Origin of the sequence: Carnobacterium viridans, from assembly GCF_900102725.1 — a bacterium.
GTDB lineage: Bacteria > Bacillota > Bacilli > Lactobacillales > Carnobacteriaceae > Carnobacterium_B > Carnobacterium_B viridans.
Genome location: NZ_FNJW01000008.1, coordinates 830,597 through 844,609, shown reverse-complemented (window position 1 = coordinate 844,609; position 14,013 = coordinate 830,597). Strand labels below are relative to the sequence as shown.

General features: G+C 34.7%; 12 protein-coding genes. 6 read left to right on the top strand and 6 right to left on the bottom strand.

Annotated features, from left to right (window positions below):
- Positions 1-49 precede the first annotated feature (49 nt).
- Together BLT48_RS05365 and BLT48_RS05360 are read right to left on the bottom strand one after the other, a co-directional pair.
- Positions 50-700: a hypothetical protein gene (locus BLT48_RS05365; RefSeq protein WP_244885804.1), complete on the bottom strand. Its 651-nt coding sequence runs from the start codon at positions 698-700 to the stop codon at positions 50-52.
- A 226-nt stretch (positions 701-926) separates the two neighbouring features.
- Complete coding sequence (locus BLT48_RS05360) at positions 927-1,553, bottom strand: DsbA family oxidoreductase (RefSeq protein ID WP_035023852.1); 627 nt, start codon at positions 1,551-1,553, stop codon at positions 927-929.
- Between the two features lie 199 nt (positions 1,554-1,752).
- Here BLT48_RS05360 and BLT48_RS05355 point away from each other — a divergent pair, with 199 nt between their 5' ends.
- Positions 1,753-3,426, top strand: coding sequence for a peptide ABC transporter substrate-binding protein (locus BLT48_RS05355; protein ID WP_089975942.1), 1,674 nt, complete (start codon positions 1,753-1,755; stop codon positions 3,424-3,426).
- Between the two features lie 110 nt (positions 3,427-3,536).
- On the opposite strand, the gene BLT48_RS05350 is transcribed toward BLT48_RS05355, so the two are convergent.
- Together BLT48_RS05350 and BLT48_RS05345 are read right to left on the bottom strand one after the other, a co-directional pair.
- A complete protein-coding gene (locus BLT48_RS05350; protein WP_035023848.1) occupies positions 3,537-3,893 on the bottom strand; it encodes a hypothetical protein in 357 nt (118 codons plus the stop codon).
- Positions 3,894-4,030: 137 nt separating this feature from the next.
- Positions 4,031-4,405, bottom strand: a complete 375-nt coding sequence (locus tag BLT48_RS05345; protein ID WP_035023846.1) for a DUF4828 domain-containing protein — start codon at positions 4,403-4,405, stop codon at positions 4,031-4,033.
- Positions 4,406-4,714: 309 nt separating this feature from the next.
- Here BLT48_RS05345 and BLT48_RS05340 point away from each other — a divergent pair, with 309 nt between their 5' ends.
- On the top strand, positions 4,715-6,067 hold the full coding sequence (locus BLT48_RS05340) for an aspartate kinase (RefSeq protein WP_035023844.1): 1,353 nt from the start codon (positions 4,715-4,717) through the stop codon (positions 6,065-6,067).
- A gap of 292 nt (positions 6,068-6,359) precedes the next feature.
- Here the strand turns inward: BLT48_RS05340 and BLT48_RS05335 are convergent, their stop codons facing one another.
- Both BLT48_RS05335 and BLT48_RS05330 read right to left on the bottom strand, forming a co-directional pair.
- Positions 6,360-7,184 carry an undecaprenyl-diphosphate phosphatase gene (locus BLT48_RS05335; protein ID WP_035023842.1) on the bottom strand — a complete coding sequence of 275 codons (825 nt, stop codon included), beginning with the start codon at positions 7,182-7,184 and terminating at the stop codon, positions 6,360-6,362.
- Between the two features lie 139 nt (positions 7,185-7,323).
- Positions 7,324-8,307 carry a YeiH family protein gene (locus BLT48_RS05330; protein ID WP_035023840.1) on the bottom strand — a complete coding sequence of 328 codons (984 nt, stop codon included), beginning with the start codon at positions 8,305-8,307 and terminating at the stop codon, positions 7,324-7,326.
- Positions 8,308-8,486: 179 nt separating this feature from the next.
- Here BLT48_RS05330 and BLT48_RS05325 point away from each other — a divergent pair, with 179 nt between their 5' ends.
- The 4 genes from BLT48_RS05325 (at position 8,487) to BLT48_RS05310 (ending at position 14,012) form a co-directional block, all read left to right on the top strand.
- The gene (locus BLT48_RS05325; protein ID WP_089975939.1) at positions 8,487-10,643 is read left to right on the top strand and encodes a glycoside hydrolase family 3 N-terminal domain-containing protein; all 2,157 of its coding nucleotides are present in this window, start codon (positions 8,487-8,489) and stop codon (positions 10,641-10,643) included.
- 137 nt (positions 10,644-10,780) lie between these two features.
- On the top strand, positions 10,781-11,290 hold the full coding sequence (locus BLT48_RS05320; RefSeq protein WP_089975936.1) for a PTS sugar transporter subunit IIA: 510 nt from the start codon (positions 10,781-10,783) through the stop codon (positions 11,288-11,290).
- A 316-nt stretch (positions 11,291-11,606) separates the two neighbouring features.
- Positions 11,607-12,332, top strand: a complete 726-nt coding sequence (locus tag BLT48_RS05315; RefSeq protein WP_089975933.1) for an ABC transporter ATP-binding protein — start codon at positions 11,607-11,609, stop codon at positions 12,330-12,332.
- A 24-nt stretch (positions 12,333-12,356) separates the two neighbouring features.
- Positions 12,357-14,012 carry an ABC transporter permease gene (locus BLT48_RS05310; RefSeq protein ID WP_089975930.1) on the top strand — a complete coding sequence of 552 codons (1,656 nt, stop codon included), beginning with the start codon at positions 12,357-12,359 and terminating at the stop codon, positions 14,010-14,012.
- Position 14,013: the final 1 nt, after the last annotated feature.

Genomic DNA, 14,013 nt, shown 5'->3' with positions numbered 1-14,013 from the left:
AAAATTTCTTCTGGAATAGACGGGTTTTTCTGTGTGCTCAAAATGAACTTTAGAGGAAGATTAGCAGAAGAGAGTATCCAAACGAGCCAATTAAAAAACTGCTTATGCTGCTTTCTTGTTCTTGAGGAAGTTCTTCTTTCATGACATTGAGGATAACACCACCGGCTATAAAGGCTTGTAAAATAGAGAGTAGTAGTTCATTTAGTTCTGTTAATGCTCCGAGTAGCCATCCCAAAAGAATAGCTACAGTTAAAAGTACTCTACCATATTGATCATAAGTGTGTTGATGCTCTTTACGTAAACTCCAATCATTGGTTATAAAATGAACACCTAATGCGATAAAATAAAATAACATTCCAAGAACATTGTTGAACTCTTCTTGTACAAGCAAATACCCAATAATGGCATTGTAAATAAAAAAGGAACCAATATGAAGCCAAAATATACCTGAACTAGCATTTTCAGATTGTTTAAAGTGAGGATTATTTTTAGAAAGCTTGACTAATCGTTCTAAAGAATAGAACAAGACTAGTCCAGCTAAAGCAATGACATAAATATGGTGTTCTAAGTACCTCCACGGACTATTTTTTAGTTCATTGATTAATACTTCCTGGTAGTGGTTTAATTCTGGCAATAAATGGACAAAGACATAGGCAACAGAAACTCCAGCTGAAAAAGATAAAAATTTGGTTCTGGGCACTACATTCGCAAAGCGAACAGATTTAGAGAAAAAATGAATTAAAGCAAAGCCTACTGCACAAAAAAAATTGAGCAAAATATACATGATGTTCCTCCTATCTTGTTAATTCTATTTTAGCTTTCTAGCTGATAAAGAAAACTAATTTGCCTTAGGGTAGAGAATTATAGTAGATGGAATCAACAAAAAAGAGCTGAGAATTTATTCTCAGCTCTTTTTGTTGGTCTATTTATGATTTAGCATCAATTTCTGCTAATACTTGCTCAAATACTTCGATAGGTTGAGCACCACTAACACCATATTGTTCATCGATAACAAAGAAAGGGACACCTTGAACGCCGATTTCAACTGCTTGAGCTTGATCTAAACGTACAGCATCTAAATAAGCATTTGAAGTTAGAATTTCTCTAACACGTGCTTCTTCTAATCCAATTGATTCGGCTATGTGAACTAAGAAATCATCATCATTTAACCATTTGCCTTCAATAAAATAAGCTTTTTTAGCTAATTCCATAAATTCATTTCCTTTACCTTGTTCTTTGGCAAACTGAAATAAACGATGTGGTTTTAACGTATTACCATGTTGAATAGTCTCATAATGGTAATCTAAATCAACATTATTAGCCATTTGAGTAACTTGATTAAACATTGATTGAGCTTGATCAACGCTCATTCCTTTATGTTCAGCAAAATACTCTTCCATCGTACCTTCAACCTTTTCGGGTGCTGTTGGATCCAGTTCATAACTATGAAATTCGATTTCTATGTCTGTACGGTCTTTAATTGCGGCTTCTAAATGACGTTTTCCAATATAACAAAAAGGGCATACGAAGTCCGACCAGATTGCAATTTTCATCTTTAATCACTCCTTAAAAATACTTACTAATGATAAGCATAAAGGTAACGAAGCTTAAAAGTCAATTAAAGTTGATTTTTTAGATAAAAAAAAGCTTGCAAATAATAAATGGATTGTGTATATTTGTTATCAAGTTCTAATTTAATTAAAAAAAGATTAAAATAAGATTAAAATAAGGTTAAAAACGGGGGATTTAGTTATGGAGAAGAAGAAATGGTGGAAATCTGGAGCCTTATTATTAACGGCAGGTATTTTGGTAGCTTGTGGAAATGAAGCAGATAGTGAAACATCTTCATCAAATTCAGGCGAAGGGGATTTAGCAGAAGAACAAGTACTGAACTTAGTTGAGATTGCTGAATTGCCTACAGGAGATACAGCATTAGCTACAGATACAGTTAGTTTTACCGTTTTTAATAACATCAATGAAGGATTGTACCGCCTTGATAAGGATAGCCAACCTGTTCCAGCTTTAGCTCAAGAAGAAGCAACAGTCAGTGAGGATGGTTTAGAGTATACCTTTAAATTACGTGAAGATACAACTTGGTCAAATGGCGATCCTGTAACAGCTAAGGATTTTGTATACGCTTGGCAAAGGGTTGTTAATCCTGAAACAGCCGCTTCTTATTCTTACTTATTTGAAGGAATCAAAAATGCAACAGCTATCATTGGTGGAGAGGCTGAACCTGAAACTTTAGGAGTGGAAGCTGTTGGCGATTATGAATTAAAAGTTACGATGGAAACACCGGTACCATACTTTATTTCTTTAATGGCCTTTCCAACATTCTACCCTCAAAATCAAGCATTTGTAGAAGAACAAGGAGATAAATATGGGACTTCAGCAGAAACAATGGTCTTTAATGGGCCCTTCACATTCACTAAATGGGATGGAACAAATTTAAATTGGACTTACGAGAAGAATGATGATTATTGGGATGCTGAAAATGTTACTTTAGAAGAAATTAATGTTGAAGTTATTAAAGAAACGTCTACAGCGCTAAACTTATACGATTCTGGTCAAATTGATCGAGTTAATTTAACCGGTGAGTTTGCTAAACAATACAAAGATAATGCAGATTATACTGTTGAAACAGAAGCAAGAACGTCTTATCTTCAATTGAATCAAGAAAAAAATGGAGAAGAAACACCTTTAGCTAATGAAAATTTACGTAAAGCAATTGCAACTGCTTATGATCATGAACTATTGGTTAGCGAAATCTTAGCAAATGGTTCTCAAACAGTAGGAGGTCTTGTTCCTTCTGAGTTAGCAGCGAATCCAACTTCTGGAGATGACTTCCGTGCAGAATCTGGAGACTACCTAGCCTTTGATGCTGATGCAGCTAAAGAATATTGGGAAGCAGCTAAGTCTGAACTAGGTACAGATACTGTAACATTAGAGTTACTTGGTGACGATGATGAAACAAATAAAAAAGTTGGAGCTTACATGAAAGATCAAATTGAAACGAATTTGCCTGGTGTAGAAGTGACCTTGAAAAACGTTCCTTTTAAATCTCGTTTAGAATTGCAAACAAAACAAGATTACGATTTTGCTTTAGGTGGTTGGGGAGCTGACTTTGCTGATCCAGTAAACTTTATTGATTTAATGACATCAGAAAGTCCATACAACCGTTCTAGCTATAGTAATGCAGAATTTGACGAACTAGTTGCTTTATCTAAAGGAGAGAACGCAACAGATGTTGATGCACGTTGGACAAACTTGCTTGATGCAGAAAAAATCTTATTAGAAGAAGCAGGTGTTGCCCCTCTATTCCAAAGAGCTGCAGCAACTTTACAAAAAGAATATGTTAAGAATATTTACAATCACCAAGTTGGAGCTAAATACACTTACAAAGATGCTTATATTGAAGCACACTAAACGTTGACTAAGCTTGAGTCATCCTTTAATAGGCAGGACTAAAAATCAGAAGAGCTCTAAATAAAGATCTAGTATCTTTGATTTAGAGCTCTTTCTATTTAACTACATGTTTAGGATTGATTTGCTTTAGAAACGATACGATTTGTTTGTAAATCAAAGAGAATATTGCAAACAAACAAAGTAGCTAAAATAAAAACACTCACAGCTGTGTTATCTCCAAGATAAAAGTGAACAAAGAGAGAATAAATAATGATTTTGGCAATGAGCTGAAGGCTAAAAACTTGCTTTAGCTTTTTAACTAGCGGTACAGTTGCTTTTTCTTTGATGTTTTTAATGATCCTACGATCATTCACAAGAAAAATACGTACAAACTGACTCTCAAAATCATAGGCACTAAAATAACGTAAGGCTAATAAATTACCCATCACGTAAAAAGCAATCAACCCGATTAAAAGGTATTGGAACAAGAGCAGTACTCCTTTCTGAGCAATGAAGAATGGTGTGAACATTTATTATAACATAACGGATATAGAAAATAAGTTCACTAATAGATATAAATAGAACGAGTAAAACCCACCCATGAGGTTGATATCATGGACGGGTTTTACTCTGTTAAAACAAATAAATAATCTTTCTCATCTGCATCATCATAAAAAGACAACGTATTATTCGCTTGACGTTTAGCGATTAATTCATAGCCGTAATGATCAGTGAAAACAAGTTGTTGATGGGAGATAGAAGTGATGCTTCCTACAATAAGCTGATCATTGATAAGAAACTCGCCTTCTTTTGTTATTTTTAAAAACCTCCGTTTATCATTTGTTTCTTGATTGCTCCAAGTTCCAATAAAAGAGGATAAGGGATCTTGAATGAATTTACGTTTAGACAACGTATTTTTTTTCCTTGAAACAGAATTTCCCAATAACCCTGCCACAACAGAAAATCCTAGAAAATAATTAATGTATTTAGTGATCTTCATATTTTTTCTCCCATAAATAAGTAATAGAATAAGTGCGTAAAAAGTGTTGTCAATTTCAACTCCTTTATTATATGCTTATTTAAGTGAATTAAATAGGGACTAAAGTATTATTTTGATGTCAAATTGATGTTAAATAGATTACTAAAAGCAAAAAAGCAAGAATAAATGAAATATAGCTACTTTTTTTCTTAAATCAATAGAAAGACTTGATTATCAACAAAAAACAGTCCAAAATATAGAAATAAGCTTTTTCTCTCTTGTATGGTGATAATAGAAAGTAAATAAAAAATGATAAAGGATGTTACTTTGATGAACGTGATTAAATTTGGTGGAAGCTCTTTAGCTTCAGGAAGTCAGTTAAAAAAAGTAGTGCAAATCGTAAAAGAAGATGCTGCACGGAAAATAGTTGTCGTATCGGCTCCTGGTAAGCGTTCAGCAGAAGATGAAAAAGTAACAGACCTGTTGATTGGATTTGGAATGAAAGCACTTGTCGGACATGATTATAGTGCGGTATTGAGTAAAATTATAAATCGGTACCAAAGTATTGCAGAAGAGTTAGGGTTGGGGAATGAAATTATTGATGAAATCCGGACCAATTTAGATTCATTAGTTAACGGCAATAAAGACGAACCTGATTATTATTTAGATGCTTTTAAAGCAAGTGGTGAGAATAATAACGCCAAGTTAGTAGCGGCTTATTTTAATCAAGAAGGTGTGCCAGCTCGTTATATGGATCCCAAAGAAGCAGGCTTGGTCGTAACAAATGAACCAGGAAATGCTCAAGTTTTACCGGAAAGTTACGAACAATTGTATAAACTGCGCGAGAGTAAAGAAGTTATTATTTTCCCTGGATTCTTTGGCTACACTAAGGATGGAAAAGCGTGTACTTTTTCTAGAGGTGGATCAGATATTACTGGATCAATTTTAGCAAATGGGATAAAAGCAGGTTTGTATGAGAACTTTACAGATGTCGATGCTATTTTTGCCGCTAATCCTAACGTGGTAGAGAATCCTATTGGTATAAAAGAGTTAACTTATCGTGAAATGCGCGAGCTTTCATATGGTGGATTTTCAGTTTTACATGATGAAGCTTTGCAACCGGCATTTAAATTAGGAATTCCAGTTCAAATCAAAAATACAAATAATCCATCAGCACCGGGTACACGAATCATGAAAGAACGTCAAATGTCAGAACAAAGTGTCATAGGGATTGCTAGTTCAAGCGGCTTCAGCAGTATTTATATTGATAAGTATCTGATGAACCGAGAAATTGGTTTTGGGCGAAAGGTTTTGGAAATTCTGGAATCAAAAGGGATCAGTTATGAACACATGCCTTCAGGAATTGATAATTTAACGATTATTTTGCACAGCAATCAAATGACTACAGAAGAAGAAGACTCTTTATTAGTACAATTAAAAGAAGAGTTGGATGCAGATAGCGTAACAGTTGAACGCAACATTGCCTTGATCATGATTGTAGGAGAGGGTATGCGCGAAAAAATGTTTACGATGTCCAAAGCAGCGACAGCATTTTCTGAGAATACTATCAATATCGATATGATCAACCAAGGAGCTTCAGAAGTTAGTGTCATGTTTGGTATTCAGGCTAAACACGAAGACCTAGCAGTAAAAGCATTATATGAAGCGTTTTTTGTAAAATAAGAGTTTTATAAAAACTCTGGAACACTATCAATGGTTGTTAATCTCATTCTTCCTTGGAAGAGTGGGATTTTTTCGTGCTTCACTCTTATGTGAAACTAGCCTCCATGGATAAGTGACACCTTTTCTTGGGTTCACTTGTCCATCAAAGGTCATTTCATGGAAGAGTGAGGCCAAATGATAATCAGAAAAGCTGGAAACAGCTAAAAAAAATTCATTCTCACTTTTAATGAAAAAACATTAAGAGTGAGAATGAATTTTTGAGCTAAAATGTTTACCTTAAGCGATCTAGTAATTAACCGAATAAAAGAAAATACGCAATAACGAGTACACCTAGAATAATTCTGTACCAACCAAAAGCTTTAAAGTCATTGTTTTTAATGTAGCCCATCAAGAATTTAATCGAGATAATAGAAACTACAAATGCAACTACCATACCTGTTAAAAGAATCGCTACTTCCATACCTGTAAAGGCAAACCCAAACTTAATCAGTTTAAGGAAACTTGCGCCAAACATAATTGGAATCGATAAGAAAAATGAATATTCTGTAGCAACGAAACGAGAAGTACCGATTAGGATAGCACCCAGGATGGTTGCTCCCGAACGAGAAGTACCGGGAATTAATGAAAGAACTTGGAACATCCCAATCAGAAAGGCAGTTTTATACGTCAAATCTTTAAAAGAAGTGATCGAACTTTCTTTTCCTTTATTCCGATTTTCAATAACAATAAATAAAATTCCGTAAACAATAAGCATAATGGCAACTGTCCAATAATTGTATAAATGTTCATTTAACCAATCATCAAATAGAAAACCTAATACGGCTGCCGGAAGCACCCCAATAATTACTTTATACCAGATAGAAAGCGTGTCTTTCTTTTCTTGTGTCGTCTTCTTTGGTGAAAATGGGTTTAACTTATGAAAATAAAGTAATACTACCGCCAAAATGGCACCTAATTGGATGACGACAAAAAACATTTCTTTAAATCCTGCTGAAGCATCTAAATTAATAAATTGCTCTACCAAAATCATATGACCTGTGCTACTAATCGGTAGCCATTCCGTAACTCCTTCGACAATTCCTAAAAATGCCGCTTTTAATAATTCAATAAAAATCATGTTGTTCTCCTTTCAAATCAAAAATGTGAATTAAGACTCACAAAAATAAGTATACCCAAATTTAGTTCTTTATCCTATAGTCTTTAGACAAAATTAAGGAACTTTTTAATCAGACTATCAGTAGTTTTTAAAAATAGAATTAAAGTTGACCTTGAATGAACTGGACCAGTAAACTGCTAGCTGCCACAAAGAACCAAGTCATCAAACCAAGTAAAACTGGTTTCACGCCTGTCTTTAAGAGCTCTTTAACATTAGCAGATAAACCAATCGAAGCTAATGCCATTGCAATCATGAAACGTGAAAGCCATTTGGCAGAAGTGATAAATAGTTCAGGAAGTATACCGGTACTACTGATTAGAGAAGCAACTAGAAACCATAAAATAAACCATGGGAAGATTTGTTTTAACGAAACTTTCTCAGCATTGCGTCGTTTCTTATAAAGTTGGATGCCAGCAATTAGTAATGATACAGGTATGATCAATGTAGCTCTAGTCAATTTTACAATGGTAGCATAATCTCCAGCAGATTCACTGTAACTATAACCTGCCGCTACAACTGAAGAAGTGTCATTAATAGCTGTTCCTGCCCATAAACCAAAGCCGCTATCTGATAAATTCATTAAGTGTCCTATAAAAGGAAACAAAAAGACCGCTACAATATTAAATAAGAAAATAGTCGAGATGGATAAAGCGATTTCTTCATCTTTTGCCTCAATGATGGGCGAAACAGCAGCAATTGCTGAACCTCCACATATGGCTGTTCCTACTCCTATTAAAGTTGCCGTGTTCACCGGAATTTTTAACCATTTTCCAATTAAAAAAGCACTGATAAAAGCGACAACAATTGTAATCAGCGTAACGCTTAGAGATGAAAGCCCCGTTGATTGAATATCTTGAATAGATAAGCTAAAACCTAATAAGACAATCGAAGCTTGCAGAATTTTTTTAGAAGAAAATTTGATACCTGGCTGAAAGTCAACGGGGATACTGATTGTGTTGTTTAATAATAAACCTATTATAATAGCAAATACAGCACTGCCAATAATAGGAAATACATTTCCAAATAGTGTAGCAATAAGTGCAATTGCAATGGAAAGAAAAAGCCCTTTACTAATTTTTTTCATCTATTAATCGTCCTTTCTATAAGAATTATAATAACTATAGCATACTTTTAAACGGGTATCGTTTGAGAAACAAAAAAAATGATGATACAGTGATGTTGTGAAAACGGTTTATCTGACGGAGTTAGTCAAATTTGGAGGAACTATTCCGTGTAAATAAAAAAATAATAAGGAGGATTTTTATGGACTCAATTCAGCTGCATCATCTATTAGGTAAAATGACAAGAGAAGAAAAAATTGGTCAAATGGTCCAATTAGCAGGAGAATTTTATAAAGAAGAAGATAGTGAAAACACTGGTCCCATGCATGAAATGAATTTATCTCCAGAGAAAATGTCTACAATTGGTTCAGTACTTGGCGTATCTGGTGCTCAAACATTAATAGACATCCAAAAGGAACATTTAGCAAAAAGTCGTCTAGGAATACCACTATTATTTATGGCGGATGTCATTCATGGATACCGAACGATTTTTCCAATCCCCTTAGGTATAGCTAGCACATGGGATCCTAATTTGGCTGAAGAAAGTGCTATTCTATCTGCAAAGGAAGCAGCTGTTTCTGGTTTACATGTTACCTTTGCGCCTATGGTCGATTTAGTTCGTGATGCCCGCTGGGGAAGAGTCATGGAATCTACTGGAGAAGATCCTTATCTGAATCAACTATACGCACGCGCTTTTGTCAGAGGCTATCAAGGGAAAGATTTAATAAATAATAAAATGAGTGTAGCAGCTTGTATCAAACACTTTGCTGGATATGGTGCACCCATAGCTGGCCGTGAATACAATACTGTTGAATTGTCTGAACGAACGTTAAGAGAAATGTACCTGCCCGCTTATCAAGCAGGAATCGATGAAGGCAGTAAACTAGTAATGACGGCATTTAATTCACTTGATGGTGTTCCAGCTACTGCCAATAAACCTTTGATGCGGGATATTTTGCGAAAAGAATTTGGCTTTCAAGGTGTTCTAATATCAGATTGGGCCTCAGTTGGCGAAATGATTTCACATGGGATTGCAGCTGATTTAAAGCAAGCCGCTAGGCTAGCACTAAAAGCTGGCGTGGATATCGAGATGATGACAGGCGGATATTTGAATCATTTACATGATCTAATAGAAGAAGGGGAAATATCTGAATCTCTTCTTGATGAAGCGGTATGGCGTATTTTAACATTGAAAAATGAGCTGGGCCTATTTGAAGATCCTTATCGCGGTGCAAATAGTAAAGAAGAAAAGACAATCGTATTTAGTCTAAAACATCGAGAAAAAGCTAGGAAGATAGCCGAAGAATCAATGGTATTATTAAAAAATGAAAAACAAGTTTTGCCTTTAGACATCCAGCAAAAAATCGCATTATTTGTTCCTGAAGAGCAATCCAAAGATGTTCTAGGCGCATGGTCTTGGAAAGGACAACAAAGCGAAAGTGTGTCTGTCTATGAAGGATTGCTGCAACATGTTTCAAAAGAATCGATAGTTTTGAAAACCTATTCTCCTTTGAAAAATGAAAATCATAAAGACTGGCTAACAGAAGTTAAAAATGTTGATGTGATAATAATTGTAGGTGGAGAATCTTCCTATATGAGTGGAGAAGGAGCAAGTCGAAGCAACCTTAAATTGCCGGCAGAACAGATTCAGTTGATCAAGAATCTTCGCACGACATCTAAGCCCATTCATTTGATTCTATTCAATGGCAGACCTTTAGATTTGACGGATATTAGTCAAGATGTGGACAGTATGATAGAAGCTTGGTTTCCAGGTACAGAAGCTGGATCAGCAGTTGCAAATCTTTTATTTGGACAAAAAAATCCAAGTGGCAAACTAACGATGTCTTTTCCAAGAACAGTTGGGCAAGTCCCTCTTTATTACAATCAAGACAGCACTGGACGCCCATTGACACCCTATAATCAAGATGATAAGTATCTTTCAAGGTATTTGGATGTCGAGAACAGTCCTCTTTTTCCTTTTGGTTTTGGTTTAAGTTATACAGAATTTAAGTATAGTCCAATGCAGGTTACTGTAGCTGAGTCTAAGGAAGAGGTCCGTATTGAAGTTACGATTACAAATAACGGGAACCTTTCAGGTGCTGAAATCGTTCAGTTATATATCAGAGATAAAGTAGGCGAAGTTGTTCGCCCAGTTAAAGAATTAAAAAGGTTCAAAAAAATATTTTTAGAACCAGGTCAATCAGCTGAAGTGGTATTTCAGTTGCAAAAACAAGATTTTAAATATGTTCATCAAGATTTATCTGTATCCGTTGAAGCTGGGGAATTTGATGTAATGATAGGCTCTAATAGCGAAGAGCTGGAAATTGAAACGATTTATTTAGATTTTAAAAAGAAGTGAATAAAAAGACAATTAATAGTCAAGTAACAGCTATTTTTGTTCTCTTTAGGCTGTCTTTTATGGTATCATAAGGTGCAAACTTCTTATTGTTCAATTGGTAAGAAGCAGACTATAAAATAGAGAAAGTAGGAAATGAAATGGGAATGTTTGATTTTTTGAAAAAAGATACTAAAAAGGAAAGCAGCGCAGCAGCAAAATTATTCGCACCTGCAAATGGGACAGTGGTAGCTATTGAAGAAGTAGCAGATCCAGTTTTCTCACAAAAGATGATGGGTGATGGATTTGCAGTTATCCCAACAGACGGAAAAATTTATTCTCCAGTAACTGGGAAAGTTGTCAGTGTATTTCCAACTAAGCATGCCATTGGAATTGAACTTCCAAATGGAGTAGAAGTACTCTTACACATGGGTCTAGATACTGTTGAACTAAATGGTGGACCATTTACTAACTCAGTAGTTGAAGGAGACCAAGTAACACCTGAAACATTAGTTTCTACAGTTGACTTAGTTGCTCTTGAAGCTGCTGGAAAAGATAACGCAATGGTTGTAGTCTTTACAAATATGGATAAAGTAGCTGATTTCACTTTAAGTGGAAAAGGACAAGCTTCTGCTTCAGCAGAAATTGGAACACTTACAGCAAAAGCATAAAAAACTGTAATCAGTTTTTGAAATCAAATTTGATACAATTTACACCCCGAAAGCTAGAGTGAATTCTAGTTTTCGGGGTGTATTTGTATCACTAAATCAACTGAGATGAATAGAGATTTTCACTAATTTTCCAGAAATAATTAAGTGAATCTAGTTTGCTTATAAAAATTGCTGTAAAGTAAAACAAAAGAGGTTATGATGATTTATAGTAGACAAATAAAAACTCTATTACATATTCCAGAACAAAATGAGAACGAACTATAAAAAAAATAAAGTGTTGGTGAAACAAGTACATAAATCAGAGAGGAAGTATGAAATGTTAACAATCAAACATTTCACTAAGACGTATAAAGGTGGAAAAAAAGCAGTAGACGATATCAGCTTTAAAGTAGAAGAAGGAGATATTTTTGGTTTTATTGGTCATAATGGAGCAGGGAAAAGTACGACAATCAAATCGATAGTGGGTATTCTTGACTATGAAGAAGGAAAAATTTTTATTGACGGTCATTCAATGAAAACTGAACCGCTTTTATGCAAGCAAGTGATAGCCTATATACCAGATAATCCAGATTTATACGAATATATGACTGGTATTCAGTATCTGAATTTTATAGCAGATATTTTTGGTGTTCCTTCAACTGTTCGAGAAGAGAACATGAAAAAATATGCAGATTTATTTGAAATCACTGGAAACTTGGGAGCCCTAATTTCTTCTTACTCACATGGTATGAAACAAAAACTTGCTATTATTTCGGCTGTGATTCATAAGCCAAAGCTACTTGTATTAGATGAACCTTTTGTAGGCCTGGATCCTAAAGCTGCGGTTGTACTAAAAGAAATCATGAATGAACTTTGTGCACAGGGAAGTTCCGTTTTCTTTTCAACACATGTACTGGATACTGCAGAAAAGCTTTGCAATAAAGTAGCGATGATCAATCATGGGAAACTTGTTTTTTCAGGAACGATGGAAGACATGTTAAAAGAGAAAAAAGGGAGTTCTCTAGAGGAAATTTTTATAGACATGCTGAACCAAGAATTATAAAAGAAGAGGAGGGTACTGTAAGGTATGAATACTAAAGCTGCGAAATTAAAACGGAAAAATCTAAGTTGGCTTCTTGCTAAAAACAGATTAGTAGAGCAACTTGGTTGGAATGTTTTTCGTTATGAAAAGGATAAACGCAAAAGAAATAGTAAAATTGCAGTAGCCGTAGCTATTGGCCTGGTTCTACTTATGATCATTTCTTATTGTGGTGGAGTGGCGTACAGCTATGTTTATTTAGGAATGACAGACCTGATTCCTAGTATTGCTATCTTTATCAGCAGCGTGCTTACTTTAACATTTTCATTATTTAAATCAAATGGAGAATTTTTTAATTTTAGTGATTATGATTTAGTCATGTCTTTACCAATAACTGTAAGGACAATTATTAGCAGCCGCTTTTTGAATATGTATATTTGGAATACTTTTATTGCTTTTCTCGTTATATTTCCAATGGGAATGATTTATTTATTTTTTGAACAGCCTGATTTTATAACTCATCTTTTTTGGTTTGTCAGCATCTTTTTAGTTAGCTTGATTCCTACTGTTATTGCAGCTGTTTTTGGAACAGTAGTTACGGCAATTTCTTCTAAATTTAAATACACAAATGCAGTATCTACAGTCCTTTCCATCGGATCAGTAGTCGTGTTTTTGATTTTTCTTATGACTGTTTCAACAGCAGATTTAGGATTTGGAGAACTTGTTGATTCTCAAACAGGAAACCTGAATGCGGAAGCATTTTCGAATTTAGCTCCTTTTATTTCTGATAGATTGAACCAATTATACTTACCTATAAAATTGTTTAAAGAAGCAGTAGTGGATGGAAAACTCCATTCTTTTCTGATCTTTGTGATTATTTCTATTGGTTTGTACTTCCTATTTTTACAGTTGTTATCCATAAAATACAAACAAATCAATACAGCACTGTCTTCACATAGCAGCAAGGGAAATTATAAAATCGGGGTGTTGCGTCAACGTGGGGTGCTTTTGGCATTGTATAAAAAGACACTGATGCGAATCTTAAAGTCAACAGTAGCTGCCACAAACTTATTGGTTGGTTGTGTTCTTGCCATTTTATTAGCTATTAGTACATTAACCATAGGACCTGAGAAAATAGTGCAGAGTCTTGATTTAGCTGACTATTTTCCAATCGCAAAAAATGCTGCTGGTTACATTATTGCGGCTATGGTTTCTATGACAAATACAGCCACTATCTCACTCGCATTAGAAGGGAAAAACGTCTGGTTGATTAAATCATTGCCAATTTCTCCAAAGACCCTATATGACAGTTATTTACTAACCAATTTGACGTTTACGATTCCAACATCACTTGTCTGTTCACTATTATTTAGTATCTCTTTAAAAACGAGCCTCATTGAAACAATTATGATAATCGTTACACCACTTAGCTTTTTATTATTTACAGCAGTAGGAGGTATTTTTATTGGAAATAGGATGGCTTATTATGACTGGCAAGATGAGACACAACTTGTTAAGCAGAGTATGATGAGCCTAATAGGACTGTTAGGCGGTATGCTGATCATTTTATTATTCGGAGTAATAGCTAATATAGGCATTCTTTCGTTAGAAATCAGTACCATTACATTAGGTATAAATCTATTTATTTTAATCGGTACAGTCCTGTTGTATTTACATGAATGCAATCGTCCAATAAAACAATGAA

Bases quoted from the DNA above. Each gene is read 5' to 3' on its own strand.
- BLT48_RS05320 (WP_089975936.1), top strand. From the start codon at position 10,781: ATGGGAATGTTTGATTTTTTGAAAAAAGATACTAAAAAGGAAAGCAGC.
- BLT48_RS05345 (WP_035023846.1), bottom strand. From the start codon at position 4,405: ATGAAGATCACTAAATACATTAATTATTTTCTAGGATTTTCTGTTGTG.
- BLT48_RS05330 (WP_035023840.1), bottom strand. From the start codon at position 8,307: ATGAAAAAAATTAGTAAAGGGCTTTTTCTTTCCATTGCAATTGCACTT.
- BLT48_RS05325 (WP_089975939.1), top strand. From the start codon at position 8,487: ATGGACTCAATTCAGCTGCATCATCTATTAGGTAAAATGACAAGAGAA.
- BLT48_RS05315 (WP_089975933.1), top strand. From the start codon at position 11,607: ATGTTAACAATCAAACATTTCACTAAGACGTATAAAGGTGGAAAAAAA.
- BLT48_RS05355 (WP_089975942.1), top strand. From the start codon at position 1,753: ATGGAGAAGAAGAAATGGTGGAAATCTGGAGCCTTATTATTAACGGCA.
- BLT48_RS05340 (WP_035023844.1), top strand. From the start codon at position 4,715: ATGAACGTGATTAAATTTGGTGGAAGCTCTTTAGCTTCAGGAAGTCAG.
- BLT48_RS05335 (WP_035023842.1), bottom strand. From the start codon at position 7,184: ATGATTTTTATTGAATTATTAAAAGCGGCATTTTTAGGAATTGTCGAA.
- BLT48_RS05310 (WP_089975930.1), top strand. From the start codon at position 12,357: ATGAATACTAAAGCTGCGAAATTAAAACGGAAAAATCTAAGTTGGCTT.
- BLT48_RS05360 (WP_035023852.1), bottom strand. From the start codon at position 1,553: ATGAAAATTGCAATCTGGTCGGACTTCGTATGCCCTTTTTGTTATATT.